This window comes from Catenibacillus scindens (genome assembly GCF_014202115.1).
GTDB lineage: Bacteria > Bacillota > Clostridia > Lachnospirales > Lachnospiraceae > Catenibacillus > Catenibacillus scindens.
On the sequence record NZ_JACHFW010000007.1, the window covers coordinates 58,338 to 79,463 of the forward strand.

Genomic DNA, 21,126 nt, shown 5'->3' on the forward strand with positions numbered 1-21,126 from the left:
CTCATCATGACGTCGGAAACAAGAGATTATGGCCAGCCTCCCCATCGTCAATAAATTTTTCAACTTAGCCTAATGTAAGAGAGGAGTATTTTGTCAATGAAAACATTAAAAAATTACATATGGGGCGTCTTGCTGTGTCTGGTCATCGCACTGCTATGCCACTTTCTCGGCCAGAAAATCCCCGTTGTCGGCGGACCGGTATTTGCCATTTTATTTGGGATGATTATCACCCTGTTTATTAAAAACAAAAGCCCTTTTCAGGCAGGCATTGCCTTTACTTCAAAAAAAATCCTACAGTACGCCGTAATTCTTCTGGGTTTTGGCCTGAACCTTAATGTCATATTGGAAACAGGAAGGCAATCTCTGCCGATCATTATCGCTACGATCTCAACATCGCTGATCATTGCCTTTATTCTTCACAAGGCCATGAATATACCAGCCAAAACATCTGCCCTCATCGGTGTGGGGTCCTCCATCTGCGGCGGTTCCGCTATCGCCGCCACGGCCCCGGTTATCGACGCTGATGATGAGGAGGTGGCTCAGGCCATTTCCGTTATTTTCTTTTTTAACATTCTGGCCGCCCTCCTCTTCCCGGAATTTGGCGCGCTCGTTGGATTTTCCTCCACCAGCGGGGAAGCCTTTGGAATTTTTGCCGGAACGGCAGTCAATGATACATCCTCGGTCACAGCCGCAGCTTCCACATGGGATTCCATCCACAATCTTGGACACGCCACTTTGGACAAAGCAGTCACCGTCAAACTGACCCGCACACTGGCCATTATCCCTATCACTCTTTTTCTGGCCTTTCTCCGGGCAAAAAAAGAAGGAAATTCTTCCGAAAAAGTTTCTTTCAGAAAAATCTTCCCCTTTTTCATTTTATTTTTTGTGGCGGCTTCCGTGATCACAACCATCGCTGTAAGCGCCGGAGTGCCGTCGGAATTTTTTACACCATTTAAAGATTTAAGTAAATTTTTCATTATTATGGCTATGGCAGCCATCGGCCTAAACACCAATATCGTCAAACTGGTTCGCAGCGGCAAAAAACCTATACTCATGGGCCTGTGCTGCTGGACCGGTATTACTGCCGTAAGCCTTCTTGCCCAGCGCCTTCTCGGCATCTGGTAAAATTTTGGGCCAACGCCTCAAACATATGGCGAAAGGCGGAATTTCTGGGCCAAACCAGAGAAAAATCGTGACATACATCCAGATTATTCAGCGGGATCTCCACAAATTTCCCATCCTCCAGCTCCTTCTCAATAGCTGTGGCATACATAAAGGTAATGCCGCAGCCTTCCATGAGGAGCATTTTTATTGCGGAAATATCCCCGATCTCCATAATGGATTCAAAATTGCCATAGGAGAGATTCCTGCTTAACAAAATGCTTTCAAGAATATTGCGGGTCCCTGAGCCTTCCTCCCGGATGATCAGCCGCTCACCGCACAGATCTTCCAGAGATTTTACCGGACGCCTCAGACGGTATTCCCGGCCGCGAACCGGTATAAAAGGTTCCCTGGACAGGACGATATGATCAAACTGTCCCTGATCAAAATTGCCTTCCACAATGGCAAAATCAATGTCCTGATCCATCATTTTTTTGATCAGCCTTGCTGTATTATCCACATAAAAATAGACGTTGCCACACATCCGGGTCTGAATAAGTTCAATGATCCGGCATTTCATGGCGCTCTCATTGACAGATTTGGTAATGCCAAAAGCCATTTTCCCGCCGGAATCCGACAATTTCTCCATCTGTTCCGCCAGCAGCCTCTCTTCATAGGCCATGGATATTGCGGACTTTTTCAGCAGTTCTCCCGCGCTTGTCAGCACAAGCCGCCGCTTCTCATAGGAAAAAAGCTTCTTCCCGTACCTCTCTTCCAGCCAGCGGATATGCTGAGTCACATTGGGCTGGGTAATATTCAGCACCTGGGACGCTTTAGTATAATTCATGGTTTTACACACTTCAAGAAAAGTGTAAACTCTGTAGTCAAGCATTGTTTCCTCCCTCACCAATCACATGCTGCCTTTCTAAAAAATCAATTGAACAAGGAGCATATAACAAATCGTTCCGCCAGCAATAGACAAAAGCATTTGTCTTTTCCATAAATGAAGCCCCACAGTCACAGCAATGGCGATCAATTCCGGCAGACCATGACTGCCCTGGAAAACAGATACATTGCGAAGACAATAGATGACCAGCATGGCAAAAATAGCCCCCGGCAGAACCTTTCCAAGATACTGAATGTAGCGGGGCGTCGGCCGTTTAGAGCCAAACACCAGGAAGGGAAGAAACCGGGTGAGCATCGTTCCCGCAACGCACAGGGCAATAGTTATAATTTCCTGTAATAATGTCATCTCTCTGACGCCTCACTTTCTTTGTTCTACCGGTTTTCTCAGCACCGTCAATGCCGCTAAAATGCATACCATTGTTGGGATCAGGAAATTATCCGCGCCAAACAGCAAAAGACAGCCCACACTGGCCCCAAGGCCGACCCATGCGCTGATGTGTCGTTTTTCTTTGAACCATTGCTCCATGAAGATCACAACAAACATAGCGGTCATAACAAAATCCAGCCCCTCGGTATTAAAATGAAGCAGACTGCCTACAAGCCCGCCGATGGTGGCAGCGCTGAACCAGTAGAAATGATTGAGGAGCGTGACAAAAAAATAAAACCACCCGCGGTCAATATGTTCCGGAATATCCGCCGTATAGTTGATACTGAACGTTTCATCGCACATACCAAAAATCAGATAGGGCTTTTTCCAGCCCATCCCTTTAAACTTATCCAGCATGGAGAGCCCGTAAAACAGGTGGCGAGCCTGGATCATCAGAGTCATGAGAAAGACCTGAACCGGCGCGTAGGGCGCGAGAAGCATACTCACCGCAAGGAACTCCAGACTGCCGCCAAAGATGGTCAGGCTCATCACCATGGGATACCAAAAGCTGAAGCCGGATATATTCATATAAATGCCATAGGTCAGGCCGAGAAACCAAAATCCCGCAAAAATGGGGATGGTATAGGGAAAAGCGCATTTAAACGCTCTTTTTATAATATTTCCTTTACTTTGCATACCGGCCCCTGATAACACGCCTGAAGATCCAGAACCCGTTCCTCCCCTGTCTGTGTCCTGGGATGAGTATTTTGAAGATGAAATTTCCTCCATAAAAGTTCCTCCTGGTATTTCATACTTTAAGAATACCATTGTATCCCAAGACATTCAATGCTTTTCCGCAAGAGGCTGCCTTATTGCATCGCCGTTTATCAGTGCTAAAGATGCAGATTTTATTACGCCGCATCAGGAAAAACCGTTGAGTATTATTCAAAATAAATGGCAAGCCAATTACCAAAAGGCGTTGACATATTATCTGGACAAAAAAGATATTGTATTAAATCCAATCAGGAAATTACAGAGTACAGAGTATCGAGGCTGTAAAAAAGAGTGTTATGAATGGTTTAGGCATTGCCGGACGGTGTTAGAGCTGAACTTATCGACGGAGAAATGTATATGATGGCGCCGCCGGGGTTGACGCATCAAAGACTCGCGTCATTTCTGCATGGAACGATATTTCAATATATTTCTGAAAAGAACGGGAACTGTGAAGTTTTTCCTGCACCATTCGCGGTTTTTCTCAACAATGATGATGTTTGAGCCCGGCGACGTGACATCGTATTCATTCGCTGATGAGATCCCGGTTGGAATCTACGGCAATGATCTGAAACTCAGGATAAAATCAGAATAAGAAATCAGATGTTCCGAAGCGGTTGCGCCGCCTGACGAAGCAGGCAGCTTGTACCTGATTTCAGGGGAGTAATAACCAACAGATGAATACACATGACAAATGGAAAAACATTATAGTAAAGCCCAAGATAAAAATAAAGAAACATACCAAGAATGGAGACGACCGCCCCGATCCGCCATGCAATAATAACGGTTTTGGGGCGGAAAAATCCTCCATGATCGGTAAGTACAGAAAACAAAAAGGTAAAGAATTGCCCAAAATATCAGATGAAACAGCAAAATGATCGCCTCCGGGGAATGATCTGTACATTCATTTTATCATCACTTTAAGCTGCCATCCATCAATCCCCGGAAAAAAACGTGATAAAAGTGTAAGAGATGGGTAAAATCAATACAAAGATTTTTTCAAAAATTTACCCTCTGCTCCTTCTCTTATTGTTTTTACTCTTTTATCAATTCCAAAATTCCCCGGATATCCTGCATCACAAAATCCGCTCCGGCGTCCTCATAGACTTTTTTTGTCCTTTCATCGGCGGCCTGTTTCTCCTGGGGGCTTAATGCCTCATACTCTTCCCTGGTCAGCCCCATAACCGAGCTGCCCTCGATGATTCCCACAGTCACAACTCCGGCGTTTTTGCCTTCCTTAATGTCCGCTACCGTATCCCCCACCTTCATGACCCTGGCCACATTCTGGAGGCCTAGGGCTTCCATATTGCGAAAGATCATGTAGGGCCATGGGCGGCCCTTCTGTCCGGTGGCGTCAGGAGAAAACCAACAGTCCGGGGCATAGCCGGCCTTTGCCGCTTCCGGAACCACCAGGGCCATCATGGCGTCATTATAGCCGGTGGTAGAACCGATCTTTAAACCCATGGCTCTCAGAGCATCCACAGTCTCCACAACATAGGGCTTTGGATCAGAATACTGCTCCACAATTTTTAAGATCAGACGCTCACTCTGTTCATACACCTGGCAAACATCCTCCTCATTCCACGGGCGCCCGTATTTTTCTTCCCACAGGCGGGAAATCCGGTCCATGGAGAGCATGGTCCGCACATGGTCGATCTTAAGCATACCCATAGGCTTTCTCACTTCTTCCAGAGTCGGGGTAATGCCAAAAGATTCAAAGGCGTCAATAAATGCTTTCACCGGGGCAAAGCACCCGTAATCCACCGTCGTCCCGGCCCAGTCAAAAATAATACCGTCAAACTTCATCTTCATATCCTCCTGTCAGTCAGCGCAGGAAAGCGCCGGCGCATTTTCCTCCAGACATCCGTGTTCGCGAAGAAATGTCCGGATAATATCACAAACCTTTACAATATCTTCCTCATAGATTTCCCCGATATTGCCAATGCGGAAAGTATCGGCATCCGTCACCTTGCCGGGATAGATGGCATATCCCCGGTCTTTAATGTAGCGGTACATTTCCTGGAAGGAAAAATTGTGGTGTTTTGGATAGAAAAAGGTGGTGATAATAGGGCCCTGATGCTCGCCGCCAATATAAGGGTGGATGCCCATTTCTTCCATCTTCTCGATGAGAAGGCGGTTGTTGGCCCTATAGCGGGATGCTCTTGCCGGGATGCCCCCTTCTGCCTCCATCTCCCTAAGAGCCTGGGCGAAGGCCAGCACCACATGGGTGGGGGATGTAAAACGCCATTTTCCGTCTTTATTCATCGTCTCCCACTGATCATAAAGATCCAGGGAAAGGCTTCTGGCCTTGCCTTTGCTTTCCACAAGCTTATCCCGGCGGCAGATGATGAAAGAGAAACCGGGAACGCCCTGGATGCACTTGTTGGCGCTGCTGATGATAAAATCAATGCCAAGCTCCCCTACAGGAATATCCACGCCTCCAAAACTGGACATGGCGTCCACAATAAAGGTTTTTCCCGCAGCCTTGACAACCCGGGCCACCGAGGCGATATCATTTAAAATGCCGGAAGTTGTCTCGCTGTGAACCATGGAAACATGGGTAATCTGCGGATTTTTCTCTAAAATCTCCTGAATTTTCTTTGGTGAGGGCACTTGATTATAATCTTCATTATAAATCATATAAGGTATGCGGGCGTGCGCGGCAATATCCGCCATCCGCTCACCGTAAGCGCCATTGGCGGCGATGAGGAGCTTTTCGTTATCGCCGATAACACTGGTGATCACCGACTCAACGCCAAAAGTTCCACTGCCCTGCATCAGCACAGCCGTGTATTCCGGCTCACTGACATGGGCCAGGGCCAAAAGCTTTTTCCGGATGTCCAGAGTAATCTTTTTGTAATCATCATCCCATGTGCAGTGGTCAAATAACATTTCTCTTTTTACCGTATCTGTTGTGGTCAGCGGCCCCGGTGTCAGTAATTTATAATTAAGCATATGGATCTCCTTTCATTGACAGTTCCGCCGGCAGGGCTCCCGGTCCGGGAACATAGGCTGCCGGCGGAATCGTTGTAATTTATATAGAAATTATTTGCAGCTCTCTGATAATTCCTGATGTTTCTCCAGAAGCTCCAGAGTCAGAGGTTCCGGAAAAATTTTGGGGTAGGTGGAGCTGTTGGCCGCGTCGGTTGTCTCGCCTTCATACAAAGCGTTGGGGTAATATTTCTGAAGCTCACTGCGGCCTTTGGTAATAATGCACTCTGCCATTTCCTGGGCCAGAGGATTGGTATTGTCGCCTTTGTCAATAACAGCCACAGATTCTGTCAGAGAGAAATTTCCTTCTGTGGGATCCACAAAGTCGATAGGCAGACCGTCCGCCTTATCTGCCACTGCCTGCTGGCGAAGGCCAAAACCGATAGCCACTTCCCCGGCGCGGACTTTCTTCAGCGGACCGGAACCGGAAGACTCAATGTGAGGCCCCGCATTTTCATAAATACCTGTCAGAACTTCTTTAGCCCCGTCCTCACCGTACTCGCTGACAAGGGCCTGTATCAGCAGCCACGCCGTGGATGAACTCTTAATATCCGTCACGGAAATAAGATCCTTGTATTCCTCCTTCGTCAGATCTTTCAGACATGTGGGCATATCCAGGTTGTTTTCCGCCAGCACTTGCGTATTGACAATAATGGTTCCCTCCTGGGAAGTAATGGGGGCACAGTAATCTTTCTGGCTGGCGCTGTCGATGAGGGTATAGTCAAAGTTCAACGGCTGAAACATATTCTGCTGCTCCTGGGCGCTGTCAATATAAAAGGTGCTTAATGTGATCAGATCCGCCTCGATATTGGTTCCCTCAGCGATAACCTTTCCGCCAAGCTCCGACGTCCCGAATGTCTGGAATAAATACTTACCCTCATAGCCGTTTTCGTCCAGAGTCTTTTTCATCGCCTCCACCGCTTCATCATCAGCGTTGGAATAAATCACTACCTGATCACTGGCGCTGCCCGCCTCGGCGCCCTGACATGCGTTTAAACCAAATGTTCCCAAAACTACTGCTGACATAATGACTGCTGCCGCTTTTCTTGTTTTCATTTTCTTATTTCTCCTTTTTACGCTGTTTTTTCCTTCTTTAATTTTTATTGCATATCCCAGAAGTCCTTTGACAACCAGATTGGTGGCCAGGATAAACAGGGACAGAACAAAAACTTCATTAAATTTATTATAATATTGAAGTTCTTTGATCTTTGTAGTAATGACCATCGTCCGGGCCCCGGCGATGAAGATCACCGCGCTGACAGTGACCATAGCGTTGACAAAGTAGTAGCTGAAAACTTCCAGAATGGTGGAAGCCATATTGGGGGTGACAATACGGACAATGGTTTTGATCCATGTGTCTCCCATAAGGGACGCTGTCGTTTCCCATGAACTGTTCAGTTTTGACAGGGAATTTTTCATCATCAGATAGGGTGTGGAGAAGAAATGAACCACATTGCACAGGATGATGAGTAAAAAAGTATTTTGCAGGGACGTCCCTGAAAAAATGAACATAAAGGCAATACCAATAACCATGCCGGGAATGGTGTTTGTCACCAGAGCAATGGCGTCAATAACGGATTTCAGCTTTCCGTTAAGCTGGCTTCTGGCAGTGGCCAGGGCCGCACCGTAGGTCACGATGAGGCCGATCACCGCCGTTAAAACCGCAACGAAAATGGAATTTTTATAGACACCGAACAGGCTTGAATCATTTAACACATCCCTCACATGATCCAGCGTAAAAGTAACCTGATAAGGCCACTCCTGCACAAAAGGCACCACGAAGATCACCGCGAAAATAGCCAGGACACAGACAATAATCAGCGCGGAGAGCGCCCCGCAGACAGTGTCCCTCACAGGATTTGTTTTAAGCTCTATTTCGGATATCTTTGAATAACGGATATTATAGCGTTCCAGATATTTTAAAAGGGCGATACTGATCACTGAAGGGATCAGCATCATCACGGCGACCACGGCGCCCCGGCTGAAATTGGGAATACTTCCAAGCATTTCGTTGTACAGCACAGAGGCCACAACTTCGTATTCGCCGCCCACTGAGGCGGGGATACCGTAATCCGTAAAACACAGGAAGAAGCACTGGACAAAAGAGGCTGCCAGTGTTCCCAGCAAAGGCCGGAGGATGGTCTGCCAGAAAGTGCGCGCTGCCCCGTCTCCCATCACTCTGGAAACAACCATAAATTTTTTATCTACAAAGCCCATCGTATTTAAAATCAGCATAAAGGATATGGGCAGCGTGTAAATGACATAGCCAAAGAGAAGGCCGTAAAAGCCGTAAATATCAAAAAGCTGTACGCCAAAAAGGCGTGTGAGCAGGCCCTGCTTGCCAAAAGAGTAAATAATGGCAAAGCCGTAGGTGATGGTCGGCAGAAGCATGGGCAGAACTGCCATCGTACGGATCAGGCCCTTAAATTTCTTGTTAAGATTTGTATATTGTATACTGTATGCCAGAATAAAGGCCAAAAAAGTAGCCGCCAGAGCGCTGCAGGCAGACACCGCCAGACTGTTGCCAAGAGCCTGCATAAACCCCCGGCCGGTCAGCACTTCCACATAATTGCTGATCCCGGCGGCACCATCATCAAAAAAGGACTGGAACAGCAGTCGGATGATGGGAATGCCCAAAAAGACGGCAAACAACAGGATCACAAGGACATAAATAAATTTTATTTCTCTCTCTTTCCGGATCATCGCTTTAACCTGCCTGTACACATTCCTTCATATCTCCCCCAAAAAGGGCAAATATGTTATTTTTCTTAATCTCCAACTGGTTCAGAATAAACTCCCGGACAAACCCGTTGGCCGGCGTTTTTATAATTTCCTCAGGATTTCCGTACTGGGAGATTGTGCCGTTATTAATGATCAGCACTTTATCCGATAATGTGAGGGCTTCCTCAGGATCATGGGTGACAATAATAGTGGTCAGATGATAATCTCTGGCTATCTCTTTAATTTTTTCTTTAATGGATTCTTTAATAACACCATCCAGAGCGCTTAAAGGCTCGTCCAAAAGAAGAATTTTGGGTTTCATCACCATAGTTCTGGCAAGGGCCACCCGCTGCTTTTGTCCGCCGGAAAGCTGATCCACCTTTTTGCTCAGATGAGGCTCAAGCCCCAGAAGTTTGATCAGATCATCCACATCTTTTGCGGAGGCAATGCCGGGATTATTTCTCAGACCATAAGTAATGTTTTTATAAACATTCAGGTTCGGGAACAGGGCATAGTCCTGAAACACAATGTTAAATCCCCGCTGTTCCATAGGCACATGGGTAATGTCCTTTTTGTCAAAAATAATCTGTCCCTCATCCACGGCTGTCAGTCCAAGGATCAGATTTAAAAGGGTTGTTTTCCCACAGCCCGAAGGCCCTAAAATGGACACGATCTCCCCGTCTTTTATTTTCAGATTAATATCTTTTAATATGGTTACATTGTCATAAGATTTCTTTACTTGCTTCAGCTCCAGCATTCACTGCTTCCCCTTTCACTCTTTTCATCCCGGCATGACCGGGAACTACTGTTTGCTGTTGACAATTGGTATTATACGAAAGCCACTTCACAGGTTTCAATCAAGTCCATGTCAAAACTGTGTAAACAGAGCATAAAGAAAAAAGAGGTTTTGTAGAAAATCTACAAAACCTCGTCATCTTCCCCGTAAGCTCTCTTTGACACAATCTCACTGGTTTTATTCAGTTTTTGAGACAGCCTGTCGTAAGACATATTTAAAACTCCGGCGTAAAGCATATCTACAAGGGCAAGCTGAGATATCCTGGAAAAAATCGTATCCCCGTATAAAAACTGGCGGTTGCTGGCACACAGGAGAATATCCGCGTACCTAGCAATGAGAGAATTTTCAAAGTTGGTCAGCACCAGAGTTCTTGCGCCGGCCTTCCTGGCCAGAGCCATCATCTCCACAGTATGCCTGGAGCAGCCCGAATAAGAAACACCTATAGCCAGATCTTTCCGGGACAAGTTGACGGCGCTGACGTTCTGAAGGTAATAATCGCTGTACATCCGGCAGTTTAATCCCAGGTAGGTCAGCTTAATCATCAGGTCGTTGGCCGTGACTATGGAGTTTTCCACACCGTAAAGCACAATGTTCTCTGCCTGGCAGATGGCCTCCACAGCTTTTTTATACTCCCGCACAGAGACACTCTGCAGCGTCTCCTCAAGCATACCCACAGAAGTGGTGATAATCTTTCCCGGAATATCCTCCAGCCGGTCCCTGCGGGACAATTTGAAACCGTACAGATCTATTTTTTCCCCTTCCTCTGGATCTCTGCGCCCCTCTTCCTTGACAAAAGCGAACTTAAAATCCCTGAAGCCTTCATATCCCACAGCTTTAACAAATCGGATCACTGTTGGCTGACTGACCTGACAGGCCCTGGCCACAGAATCAATGAGAAGGTCATCGGCAGCTCCGGTATATTTTAAAATATAGTCCGCCACCTTTTTTTCTGATGGGCGCAAGGTCCCATATATTTTCCTAATTTTTATTTTTACAATATTTTCCATAATCCTCCTGGTAGAAAATCTACATATTTTCCCTGTTCACCTATTGATCAATGTAAAAAAATTTTGCAAAAGTTTTTGCAGAAGAAAATTGTACTCAAAAAAATACAATTCGTCATATCTTTCCATAGGCCATTATATCAGAAAACTCAGGGATGTACACGGATTTTCTCTCCGCCGCAATGCAAGCGTACCCGGTGTATAGTTTTTCACAGGAAACACAGTTTCCCGTGAAAAAAAGATCACATCCCCGGTAAACTGTCCGTTGATGTGATCTTTCACTAAATATTATGATGAAGGCATCAAAAGGTATTTTGACACCTATGATACACGGATCGCTTCGCGCTAATGCGCTCCTGCATGACCTTTTGACGCTTGTATCATATTATTTACTTAAATACTCGTCAATACCTGCCGCAGCCGCTTTTCCCGCACCCATAGCCAGGATAACTGTTGCAGCGCCTGTAACCGCGTCGCCTCCGGCGTAAACGCCTTCTTTTGTTGTCGCGCCGTTGTTCTCATCGGCAACGATACATTTCCACTTATTCACCTCAAGCCCTTCTGTGGTGGAGGAAATCAGCGGATTAGGACTTGTTCCCAGGGACATGATAACAGCGTCAACCTCAATCTCATACTCGGATCCTGGAACAGCGATAGGGCGTCTTCTTCCGGAAGCGTCCGGCTCGCCCAGTTCCATCTTAATACAGCGGATACCCTTTACCCAGCCGTTGTCATCCACAAGAATCTCTGTAGGGTTAGTAAGAAGATGGAAATTAATGCCTTCCTCTTTCGCGTGGTGAACTTCCTCCACACGGGCGGGCAGCTCAGCTTCGCTTCTTCTGTATACAATGTGTGTCTCGGCGCCAAGTCTCAGAGCGGTTCTCGCTGCATCCATAGCCACGTTTCCGCCGCCCACAACAGCCACCTTGCGTCCTCTGTAGATCGGTGTATCGTGATCCTCACGGAAAGCTTTCATCAGGTTGTTTCTTGTGAGGAACTCATTAGCGGAAAATACGCCGTTGGCCTGCTCTCCGGGGATTCCCATAAACTTAGGCAGCCCGGCGCCGGAACCGATAAATACAGCGTCAAAACCTTCCTCGTTGAGAAGCTCATCAATAGTTACCGTCTTTCCAACAATAACGTTAGTCTCGATCTCAACGCCAAGTTTCTTAACATTTTCAACTTCGTGAGCGACTACTTCATCCTTTGGCAGACGGAACTCCGGAATACCATAGACAAGTACGCCGCCGGCCTGATGAAGGGCTTCAAAAATCTTTACGTCGTATCCCATCTTCGCCAGATCGCCGGCGCATGTGAGACCGGCAGGGCCGGAACCGATGACTGCCACTTTTTTGCCCTTCTTTTCTTTTGCAGGGACTGGCTCGATATTATGCTCTCTTGCCCAGTCTGCCACGAACCGCTCCAGCTTGCCGATAGCCACCGGCTCGCCTTTGATGCCTAAAATACACTTGCCCTCGCACTGTGTTTCCTGAGGGCACACACGGCCGCACACAGCCGGCAGGGAGGAAGATTCGGCGATGATCTGAGCCGCCTTCTCAAAATCCCTGTTTTTAACCTGCTCAATAAAGGCAGGGATGTTAATGTTTACCGGACATCCGGAAACGCACATAGGCTTTTTGCAATTTAAGCAGCGCTCTGCCTCTGCCACAGCTTCTTCCTCATTATATCCTAAACAAACTTCCTCAAAGTTTGTCGCTCTTACTTTCGGGTCCTGTTCTCTTACAGGAACTCTGTCTCTCTTTACTGCCATTATTCGTCACCTCCGCACATTCCGCATCCGCCGTGATGTGTCTTGCCTTCCTGATAGCGGAGCAGCGCTCTGCCTTCCTCGGTCTTGTACATCTGCTGGCGTTTCATTGCCTGGTCAAAGTCTACAAGGTGTCCGTCAAATTCCGGGCCGTCAACGCAGGCGAACTTCACTTCGCCGCCGACAGTGAGACGGCAGGCGCCGCACATACCGGTTCCGTCCACCATGATCGGATTCATGCTGACAATTGTCGGGATTCCAAGCTTCTTTGTGAGAAGGCATGTAAATTTCATCATGATCACCGGGCCGATAGCGATGCACTGATCATATTGTTTTCCTGCTTCCACAAGTTCTTCCACAACGGAAGTTACCATACCTTTATGTTTGTAGGAACCATCATCGGTAGTTACATAGAGATTTCCGGCAACAGCTTCCATCTCTTTTTCCAGGATGATCAAGTCTTTTGTCTTGGCGCCGATAATAACGTCAGCGTCAATGCCATGGTCATGGAGCCATTTTACCTGAGGATAAACCGGAGCTGTACCTACGCCGCCGGCAACAAAAAGCATTTTCTTCTTTTTAAGTTCTTCAATATCCTCATTGATCCATTCCGACGGACATCCCAGAGGGCCTGTGAAATCTTCAAAAGCATCGCCAGCTTTAAGATCAGCCATACGGTATGTAGATTCTCCCACACACTGGAATACAATTGTCACTGTTCCGGCCTCTGCATCGTAGTCACAGATGGTCAGGGGAATACGCTCGCCGGCATCGTCAATCTTCACGATAACAAACTGTCCCGGCTGGCAGGATTTTGCCACACGGGGAGCTTCCACATCCATAAGATAGATCTTGTCCGCCAGCAACTCGGCTTTTAATATCTTGTACATTATGAATCCTCCTAGAAAAAATTTACCGTAACAGTTCAGGACGGCAAAAGAATCGGCCAAAGACAGGCATTAAGCTTGCTTATAAGCAGGACTTTACCCGATTTTTTACATCGGATGAATATCCGATGCTTCTTGTCAGGCTTTAGCCTGACAAGAAGATACGCCGTAGTGAACAGTCGCGCTTTACCTTATAATTTGGTTGATGGAACCAAAAATCTATGTAATAGTTTAGCAGAGTTTTTTTTATTATTCAATATGCAATGACAGCATTTTTAATAGCCATTTTTCATAACAGTCATGGTTTTGGTTATAACTGAAAATTCATCAATCAAAGAGATTGGGCCGCTCCCGGATCTGCCCGGAAATTTTACAGCACCTTGGATAAAAATTCTTTCAGCCGGTCATTTTGGGGGTTGGAAAAAAATTCCTCCGGTCGGTTCTGCTCCACAATTTTTCCGTCATCCATAAACATGACCCTTGAGGCCACTTCCCGGGCAAAACCCATCTCGTGAGTCACTACTACCATCGTCATGCCATCGCGGGCAAGCTGGCTCATCAGTTCCAACACTTCCCCGACCATCTCCGGGTCCAGGGCGGAAGTCGGCTCATCAAACAGCATAACATCCGGATTCATGGCCAGCGCGCGGACAATGGCAATACGCTGTTTCTGGCCTCCGGAAAGCTGATTTGGATAGGCTTTGGCCTTATCTTCAAGGCCGACACGCTTTAACAGGGCCATGGCATTTGCCACCGCATCAGATTTTGTCATTTTTTTAAGCTTTACAGGCGCCAAGGTAATATTGTCCACAATGGTCAGATGAGGGAAAAGATTAAAATGCTGGAACACCATACCCATTTTCTGGCGCAGGGCGTTCACTTCTTTTGTCTTTGCCTTTGTGATCTCCTTCCCCTCAAACCAGATCTCCCCGGAGGTAGGCACTTCCAAAAGATTGAGGCAGCGCAGAAAGGTACTTTTCCCCGAACCGGAAGGGCCGACAATAACCACTTTTTCACCTTTTTCAATATGCTCATTGATGCCTTTAAGCACCTGATGACCTTCAAATGATTTATTCAGATCCTTAACGTCGATCACTGCGGGCCAGCCTCCTTTCAAACATTGCCAGAAGTTTAGATAAGATCACAACAACAATAAGATACATCACAGCAACCAGAAGCAGAGGCATAAGATAACTGAAATTGCTTACGCCAATATTCTGGCCCACTTTTGTCACATCCAGCACGCCGATATTTCCGATAATGGCGGTTTCTTTGATCAGTGTAATAAATTCATTGCCCAGGGCAGGCAAAATATTGCGGATCGCCTGAGGCATAACAATAAGGGCCATGGTCTGGCCGCTGGTCAGTCCGAGGGAACGGCCCGCCTCTGTCTGTCCTTTATCTACCGCCTCAATTCCCGCACGAATGATCTCCGCCACATAGGCGCCGGAATTTAAGCCGAAGCATAAAAATCCCGCAACGGTGGCAGGCACAGGCAGGGGGGAAAAAATCACGTAATAAATGATCAATAACTGAACATAGACAGGTGTTCCGCGGAAAATCGTCAGATAGATATTTGCGATGACTGACAAGAATCTCAGTTTTTTATTCCTGCTGCCGGTGTATTTAAACAGGGCGAGGATCACGCCCACAACAACACCGATAACTACCGCCGCCAGAGATATGAGCAGGGTCATTTTAAAACCTTCCAGATAGGCCATATAACGCCGATTTTCCAGAAAAGCGTAGGAAAACTGCTCTCCCAGATCAGAAATCCACCGGGTAAATCCTTCCAATAGTAAACCTCCGTTCTTTCGTATAAATGTTGGGGCTGCGCGATACGCTGCCGCGCCGCCTATGTTTCTTCATGACAATAGCCGATAACGGAAAGCCCGCCTCGGCTATTGATCGTTCTTTATTCCTACAGGCAACGAGCCAATCAGACCTACATGCATGTCCATTTGGCAACTGCCGCGAGGGTATCCGATATCATTATACATAAACTGTATAAAAATTCAATCATTCCCCTGTTGTATGGTTTAATGTGTATTCATCAATCTTGCCATCAGCGATGAGCTGCTCAAGAACGGCATTAATCTCGTCAAGCAGGGCTGTGTTTCCCTCATTTACAGCGATGGCGTACTTATCTGTAAACAGTTCGCCGTCAAGAATTGTGAGAGAATCATTCTGAGCCACAAGCTGCTCCGCCGGAAGGGCATCCATAACAATGCAGTCCAGACGATTGTTCATCAGATCCATAGCCGCTTCCATAAACTTGCTGTACTGTGTCACCTGCCATCCCTGTTCCTGAGCGTAGGTATCGGCCACGGTTCCGGTCTGCACACCTACTTTATTGTCTGCTGTAATCGCGTCCACGCTAGACACAGCCATGGTCTCTTTATTAACAACGACAACCTGACGGCTTGTGGCATATTCTACAGAGAAATCCATCACCTTATCACGCTCTTCATTGACAGAAATACCTGCGGCGGCAAAATCAGCCTTGCCCTGCTGTACTGCAAGAAGGGCGCCGTCAAAAGACATGTTCTGGATCACCAGCTCCTTGCCCATAGCTTTGGCGATCTCATTGGCAATATCCACGTCAACGCCCACAACGGTGGAGCCGTCCTCAGTATATTCATATGGAGCAAATCCCGCCTCTGTGGCCATGATCAGCTTGCCGTCCTCAACTGTCTGTACATCGGAAGCCTCTGCCGTGCCGCTCTCCTGCGCCTCACCCTGTGTTTGATTCTCGGACTGAGCCGGAGCGCCGCTTTCTGTCTGAGCCAAAGTCTCTCCGCTATTTCCCGCGCTGCTGCCGCAGGCGGCCATACTTAACGCCATTGCTGCTGAAAGCGCTAATGCCATTACTTTTTTCATTTTCATGATTCTCATCCTCCAAATTCTTTTTCATAACTATTCAGCCTTATGGCCTTAGACTTGAACTATAATCTACCCCTTATTTACGGTTTTGTCAAGAAAAATATGCATATTTATTCATGATTTTGGTAACTATTCAGCCATATTTTCGCCGGCAGATCAGGACAGATATTCTTTCAGTGCCTTGACAATCTCTTCCTGACGCATTCCACGGGAACCTTTCACCAAAAAAGCATCCCCCGGCTTCACAATCTTTTTCAGATATTCGGCAGCATCGGCATTACAGGAAAAATTGCTGGCAAGCATATGAGGCGCGTGTTCGCGGACCGCCTCCACCAGCGCTTTCATCTCCTCACCTACAGTTACAACTTCGTCAATACCGCTTTGGGCCACAAAACATCCGGTATCATAGTGGCACTGACGGGACATATCTCCAAGCTCAAGAACATCAGCCAGCACAGCGATCTTGCGTCCAGGATTGTCTAAAAGTTTCAGCACCTCAATACCACTTTTAATCGAGTCCGGGCTGGCATTGTAAGTATCGTCAATAACCTTGATACCGTCTTTCAGATGATTAATCTGCTGACGCATGGCCACCCCTTCATAACCGTAAAGTCCCCCGGCAGCAGTCTCCGGGTCAATACCATACTCCATGGCGATGGCCATAGCCACCACAGCATTATTGACATTGTGAACGCCAAGCTGGCGGATGACTACCTGCGTCTCCCCCTGGGGCCATACAAAGGTAAAATGTTCCATGCCATCCCGGATGTACATATCTTTAGCGTAATATGTAAAATCACATTGTTTTCCATTTTCCGCATGTCCAAAGAGGCGGGCATTTTCCGGATAATTTGAGGCCGCGATCTTGAGCATAGGGTCATTTCCGTTAAGGTAAAAAGGCTGTCCCGGCTGAAAATTTTGGGCAATTTTCAGCTTTTCATTCATAATATTTTCCTGCGTCTTTAAAATGCCGATATGGGCCACACCGATATTGGTCACTACAGCGGTTCTGGGACCGGCAAACCGAACCAGGGCATCCATCTCGCCAAAATCGCTGATCCCCATCTCCACCACGGCGATCTCATGCTCCGGCCCCAGCCTGAAAAGAGTCAGGGGTACGCCGATATTGCTGTTTTGATTGCCGGCGGTTTTCAGCACATTATAGCGGGACGAAAGAGCCGCAGCTATCATCTCTTTTGTGGATGTTTTGCCAACGCTCCCGGTAATCCCCACCACCGGCACAGGAAATTTGCTCCGGTAATACACTGCCAGATCTCCCAGCGCGGCTTCCGTATTTTCCACGAGAATATGGGGTTTTGACCGGTCCACGATCTCCCCTCTGGAGGTAAACGCAGCCTTAGCGCCAGCCTCAAAAACCTGTGATATAAATTTGTGGGCGTCCACCCGCTCCCCAATAATGGGGGTAAACAATGTATTTTCCTGAATATCTCTGCTGTCTATACTTATATAAGAAATCACCGTCTGCGGGTCGCCGCACAAAAGCTTTCCTCCTACAGCCTGGGTGATCTCTTCAACAGTTAAATTTTCCATGACTGATCTTCGTCCTTTCTGTTGTTTTCACTCCTACCTTACACTATGTCACAAAAAAAATCAATGCAACTTTTTTTATGAGTAAGATCAGGCTGCTACTCACGGGCAGCCGGAAACACCTGCTGTTTCCGGCGTAAGAAAGTGATTCAGAAGTGCGCTTAAACCATTCGCGCAGCGAATTTTTCATGGTTTAAGCGCATGTTGCTGTTCTCCCTGTGAACAGCAACAAAATCAGGGCAATCACCGCTACCACAACTTCCGTAACAGGGAAGGCACTCCATACCCCTGTCATCCCGGCCGCGTAGGACAGAATAAAAGCTGAGGGAAGGATCAGGACAAAGCCTCTCAAAATGGACACTGTCTGTGCCGGTGCCGGGGATTCTGTGGATGTAAAGTACATCGACACAATAATATTAAATCCGGCAAAAAGACATCCTGTAAAATAAATTTTCAGGCCCGTGACCGCGATAGTCTGAAGAAGACTGTTATTCTCACCGTTAAAAATTCCCGCAATCTCCGGGGCAAATAAAACAATAGCTCCGTAAACAGCCACAGATACAACAGACATAACTATCAGGGCATAGCGAAGGATAGTCTTTGCCCCGGCTCTGTTTCCGGAGCCGTACTGGCTGCTGATCACCGGCTGTATGCCCTGGGCGATACCTGTGTAAATGGCGATAACCACCAGGGACAGATTGGCAATGACGCCGTAGGCAGCCACACCTGTGTTTCCCTCAAGTCCCAAGATAATCATATTAAAGACAATGATCACAATGCCGGAAGAAGCTTCTGTAATTAATGATGGCAGGCCACAGGACAATACCCCGCCGATATTTTTAAAGACAATCGAACACCGTGTCAGCCGGAAGCTGTTTTTCTTCTTTATAAAAAACGGTGACATAATGGCAATACTGATCACCGGCGCCAGTCCTGTGGCCAGAACAGCACCAAAGATCCCCATATTCAGAGGAAACATAAACACATAGTCCAGCACCACATTGGACAGACTTCCCCCGATCATGGCCGCCATGGAAAGCTGAGGCGCGCCGTCGTTCCTGACAAAACACAACAGAAGGTTGTTGAGCATAAACATAGGCGCGAACAAAAGAATGACCTGAAGATAAATCCGGGACATATCATAGGTCTGTTCGTTGGCTCCAAGAAGGCGTACCAGCGGTCCTGAGGCGAAAAGTCCCAAAGCGAAAAATACTGCCGCTATACAGATCATAACAAAGGCTGCATTGGTAAAAATCTGGTTTGCCGCCGGATCCTTGCCCTGACTTTTAAAAATCGAGAACTTGGTGCCTCCGCCCATGCCAATCATCAGACCGCTGCCGTGGATAAAATTATAGACGGGAATGGCCAGATTTAATGCCGCCAAACCGGCGGCGCCCAGGGCTTTGGACACAAAATATGTGTCCGCCAGGATATAACAGGACAGGGCGATCATCCCAAGAACATTTAAAGATACATATTTTCCAAATACTTTTAACAAATTTTCATTTCTCACATCATCAAACCTCCAGTATTCTTTCAAGACTCCCTCGCAAGCTCGACGCGCTAGTCAGGGCAGTGACATCTGACAACTTCTAATTAAAGGATTGCCCTCCAAGCGTACCGCACAAAAAATGCCCCAGATCTCATTCCTTCTACGGCCTAACGGAATGAGCTGAGGCATTACCCGGCGGCAATGAACAGTATTTATCCTCTGGGGATATCACTGTTTTACAGCAATAGCTTCGATTTCAAACAGACCGCCCTTTGGAAGAGCGCCGGCCTGGACGCAGGAGCGGGCCGGTGTGTCCCCGGTAAAATACTCCGCGTAAATCTCATTGATCGCGGCAAAATCATTAATGTCCGCGAGAAAAACTGTAGTTTTTACGACATCAGCCATAGTCAGCCCTGCGGCTTCAAGAACGGCTTTAAGATTCTCCATAGCCTGTCTTGCCTGAGCTTCCACGCCTTCAGGAAGAAGGCCGGTCTCCGGGATCAGGCCAAGCTGACCGGATGTATATACTGTATCTCCAGCTTTTACGGCGTGGACATAAGGTCCCACTGCCGCAGGAGCGCCTTTTGCGTTAATGGTTTCTCTTGTCATGATCGTCAACCTCCATCTATGTTTATATGTCGCTGTTTAAAGAATAAACAGCAACTTTTGAATTTAAGTTTACACTATTTCTCTGAGAAAAGCAAATTTTACTTGCGTTCCTTTTTCCATATGCTATGATTATGTTAATAACTATTCAGCCATGCGCCGGTTACATGGCTGAATAGTTACTTATGTTACATGCCGCGTATAAACCCCTCCCGCCCTTTGGCTGCGGGGGCAGTCACATAAAGATCGTAAAGGAGACGGTTCTTATCAGTTTAGACATAGATTTTTACAGACGCCTTGCCAAAGGGCTTGTCCAACAGTTCGGCGACCGGTGCGAGATACTCATGATCCAGACAAAACCCGTAAAAGACTTTGACGAAGCCATTTTATTTATAGAAAATCCATGTATCACCAAAAGTCATTGTATTCCCGATAAACGCCGCTCTGACGGCAAAGGTCTGGTTCAGACTCCGGCGTTTCTGGCATGGCAGGCCCTTTTAAAGCACAGTGCCAAGGCGCTTTCCCCGGAGGAACTTTGTGTCCCGGAAACGAAAGATATTTTTGGCCAGACTGCCCGCACAGACGACGGTAAAATTATAAAATATTCCCTGATGTATCTTTGCGACACCGAGACCCCCGGACAGATTGCTGCCATACTAGCGGTCCACTGGGATATCACCGCCCTTGTATCCGCCCAGGGAATGCTCGGCTCCCTTGTAGGAAGCTCTTCTCGCCCTCAGACGCCTTCGGCCCCGGATTGTAATGTAGAAGAATTTCTTGAGAAGCTAATTTTTCAGGCGGAAAGCCATATCGGGAAACCGGCGGCGGCCATGGACCGGCAGGAAAAGATCCGCGCTATCTGTTTTCTCAATGATGCCGGCGCGTTTTTGATCCAAAAATCCGGTGACCGGATATCAAAACACTTTGGAATTTCAAAATATACTCTGTACAGCTATATCGACGCGGGCAAATCCTATGGATAGTGGTAAAGTCTTCGCAAGTAAACTTGCTCCGCTTTTTCTTCCTCAGCCGCATGGCTGAATAGTTACAAAAAAATAGGTTCTATCAGAAAAACTTCTTGCCTTTTTTCAGGCGGTAGTGTACAATGGCATAGAATCTCATATTTCCGATGCATCAAAAGGGAGTAGTCAAAAACTCACCATCATCATCACGGGGCGCAGCCTCTGGTGGTGAGTACCATACAGGTGACAAGACTTTTCATGTATCCGCTCTGAGAATATTTTTCTCAAAATCAAACGGATACAGGAAAAGTCTTTTTTTGTAA

The 21,126-nt window shown here is 47.1% G+C and carries 19 protein-coding genes and 1 pseudogene; 4 read left to right on the forward strand and 16 right to left on the reverse strand.

Translation table 11 applies throughout. The features are described from left to right. Window positions 1–96: 96 nt before the first annotated feature. On the forward strand, window positions 97–1,125 hold the full coding sequence (locus tag HNP82_RS09795) for a YeiH family protein (protein WP_183773844.1): 1,029 nt from the start codon (window positions 97–99) through the stop codon (window positions 1,123–1,125). Here HNP82_RS09795 and HNP82_RS09800 read toward each other — a convergent pair. The 3 genes from HNP82_RS09800 to HNP82_RS09810 are packed head-to-tail and all read right to left on the reverse strand — an operon-like array spanning window position 1,079 to window position 3,070. After that, on the reverse strand, window positions 1,079–1,993 hold the full coding sequence (locus tag HNP82_RS09800; RefSeq protein WP_183773846.1) for a LysR family transcriptional regulator: 915 nt from the start codon (window positions 1,991–1,993) through the stop codon (window positions 1,079–1,081). The two genes, HNP82_RS09795 and HNP82_RS09800, sit on opposite strands and share 47 nt — an antisense overlap. 33 nt (window positions 1,994–2,026) lie before the next feature. After that, entirely contained in the window at window positions 2,027–2,353 is a 327-nt protein-coding gene (locus HNP82_RS09805) for a branched-chain amino acid transporter permease (protein ID WP_183773848.1), read from the reverse strand. A 12-nt stretch (window positions 2,354–2,365) separates the two neighbouring features. Then, the gene (locus tag HNP82_RS09810) at window positions 2,366–3,070 is read right to left on the reverse strand and encodes an AzlC family ABC transporter permease (protein WP_183774101.1); all 705 of its coding nucleotides are present in this window, start codon (window positions 3,068–3,070) and stop codon (window positions 2,366–2,368) included. A 390-nt stretch (window positions 3,071–3,460) separates the two neighbouring features. Here HNP82_RS09810 and HNP82_RS18640 point away from each other — a divergent pair. Both HNP82_RS18640 and HNP82_RS09820 read left to right on the forward strand, forming a co-directional pair. Further along, a pseudogene (locus HNP82_RS18640) lies at window positions 3,461–3,643 on the forward strand (Uma2 family endonuclease); the annotation flags it as partial. A 179-nt stretch (window positions 3,644–3,822) separates the two neighbouring features. Further along, a complete protein-coding gene (locus HNP82_RS09820) occupies window positions 3,823–4,023 on the forward strand; it encodes a hypothetical protein (protein WP_183773850.1) in 201 nt (66 codons plus the stop codon). A 157-nt stretch (window positions 4,024–4,180) separates the two neighbouring features. On the opposite strand, the gene phnX is transcribed toward HNP82_RS09820, so the two are convergent. From phnX to HNP82_RS09880, 13 genes are all read right to left on the reverse strand, one after another. Next, entirely contained in the window at window positions 4,181–4,951 is a 771-nt protein-coding gene (gene phnX, locus HNP82_RS18065) for a phosphonoacetaldehyde hydrolase (RefSeq protein WP_330599526.1), read from the reverse strand. A gap of 15 nt (window positions 4,952–4,966) precedes the next feature. Then, window positions 4,967–6,100, reverse strand: a complete 1,134-nt coding sequence (gene phnW / locus HNP82_RS18070) for a 2-aminoethylphosphonate--pyruvate transaminase (protein WP_243164725.1) — start codon at window positions 6,098–6,100, stop codon at window positions 4,967–4,969. Window positions 6,101–6,190: 90 nt separating this feature from the next. Then, window positions 6,191–8,839, reverse strand: coding sequence for an extracellular solute-binding protein (locus tag HNP82_RS09830; protein ID WP_183773852.1), 2,649 nt, complete (start codon window positions 8,837–8,839; stop codon window positions 6,191–6,193). A gap of 4 nt (window positions 8,840–8,843) precedes the next feature. Then, window positions 8,844–9,614 carry an ABC transporter ATP-binding protein gene (locus tag HNP82_RS09835; protein ID WP_183773854.1) on the reverse strand — a complete coding sequence of 257 codons (771 nt, stop codon included), beginning with the start codon at window positions 9,612–9,614 and terminating at the stop codon, window positions 8,844–8,846. Between the two features lie 161 nt (window positions 9,615–9,775). Beyond that, a complete protein-coding gene (locus HNP82_RS09840) occupies window positions 9,776–10,660 on the reverse strand; it encodes a MurR/RpiR family transcriptional regulator (protein ID WP_183773856.1) in 885 nt (294 codons plus the stop codon). A 382-nt stretch (window positions 10,661–11,042) separates the two neighbouring features. Further along, window positions 11,043–12,428: an NADPH-dependent glutamate synthase gene (gltA, locus tag HNP82_RS09845; RefSeq protein ID WP_183773858.1), complete on the reverse strand. Its 1,386-nt coding sequence runs from the start codon at window positions 12,426–12,428 to the stop codon at window positions 11,043–11,045. Beyond that, window positions 12,428–13,315 (reverse strand): sulfide/dihydroorotate dehydrogenase-like FAD/NAD-binding protein, encoded by an 888-nt coding sequence (locus HNP82_RS09850; RefSeq protein ID WP_183773860.1) that lies wholly within the window; start codon window positions 13,313–13,315, stop codon window positions 12,428–12,430. Before HNP82_RS09850 ends, gltA begins: the two co-directional genes overlap by 1 nt. 367 nt (window positions 13,316–13,682) lie before the next feature. Next, window positions 13,683–14,408 (reverse strand): amino acid ABC transporter ATP-binding protein, encoded by a 726-nt coding sequence (locus tag HNP82_RS09855; RefSeq protein WP_183773862.1) that lies wholly within the window; start codon window positions 14,406–14,408, stop codon window positions 13,683–13,685. Continuing rightward, entirely contained in the window at window positions 14,395–15,108 is a 714-nt protein-coding gene (locus HNP82_RS09860; protein WP_243164726.1) for an amino acid ABC transporter permease, read from the reverse strand. Before HNP82_RS09860 ends, HNP82_RS09855 begins: the two co-directional genes overlap by 14 nt. Window positions 15,109–15,331: 223 nt before the next feature. Next, window positions 15,332–16,198, reverse strand: coding sequence for an ABC transporter substrate-binding protein (locus HNP82_RS09865; RefSeq protein ID WP_243164727.1), 867 nt, complete (start codon window positions 16,196–16,198; stop codon window positions 15,332–15,334). A gap of 153 nt (window positions 16,199–16,351) precedes the next feature. Further along, entirely contained in the window at window positions 16,352–17,746 is a 1,395-nt protein-coding gene (locus HNP82_RS09870; RefSeq protein ID WP_183773864.1) for a UDP-N-acetylmuramoyl-tripeptide--D-alanyl-D-alanine ligase, read from the reverse strand. Between the two features lie 190 nt (window positions 17,747–17,936). Continuing rightward, window positions 17,937–19,256: an MATE family efflux transporter gene (locus tag HNP82_RS09875; protein WP_330599528.1), complete on the reverse strand. Its 1,320-nt coding sequence runs from the start codon at window positions 19,254–19,256 to the stop codon at window positions 17,937–17,939. Between the two features lie 207 nt (window positions 19,257–19,463). After that, window positions 19,464–19,844, reverse strand: coding sequence for a RidA family protein (locus HNP82_RS09880; RefSeq protein ID WP_183773866.1), 381 nt, complete (start codon window positions 19,842–19,844; stop codon window positions 19,464–19,466). A 182-nt stretch (window positions 19,845–20,026) separates the two neighbouring features. Between HNP82_RS09880 and HNP82_RS09885 the strand changes: the two genes are divergently transcribed. Beyond that, entirely contained in the window at window positions 20,027–20,824 is a 798-nt protein-coding gene (locus tag HNP82_RS09885) for a helix-turn-helix domain-containing protein (protein WP_183773868.1), read from the forward strand. Window positions 20,825–21,126 lie beyond the last annotated feature (302 nt).